Genomic DNA, 341 nt, shown 5'->3' with positions numbered 1-341 from the left:
TATATATTCTTCGGACTTTGATTGATCGCTTCAATGGTAAATGTCTTTCCGTTTTCTAAATTCAATACCGCATGATCAACGGCCGGACTTCCGATCGCATAATCTTCCGATCCCGGAGCAACAGGATAAAAGCCAAGTGAGCTCAGAATATACCATGCACTCATTTGTCCGGCATCGTCGTTTCCTCCCAAACCATCAGGGGTGGCTCTGTACTGCATTTCTAAAATTCTCCTGATCTGCGCCTGGGTTTTCCAGGGTTGCCCTGCCCAGTTGTAAAGATAAGCCACATGATGTGCCGGCTCGTTTCCGTGAACATAGCCGCCGATAATTCCCTGTCTCTT

1 protein-coding gene is annotated in these 341 nt (G+C 47.2%); it reads right to left on the bottom strand.

Going from position 1 to position 341, the window contains the following annotated elements; all coding sequences use genetic code 11:
- Positions 1–341 (bottom strand): glycoside hydrolase domain-containing protein (locus ACPYOJ_RS34880; protein ID WP_481420309.1); only part of this gene is annotated, 341 nt, incomplete at both ends.

The sequence above is a fragment of the Rhizobium sp. SVR5-9E genome, from assembly GCF_056755095.1.
Note: the sequence above shows the minus strand (reverse complement) of the source record. Positions and strands in the feature narration are given on the sequence as shown.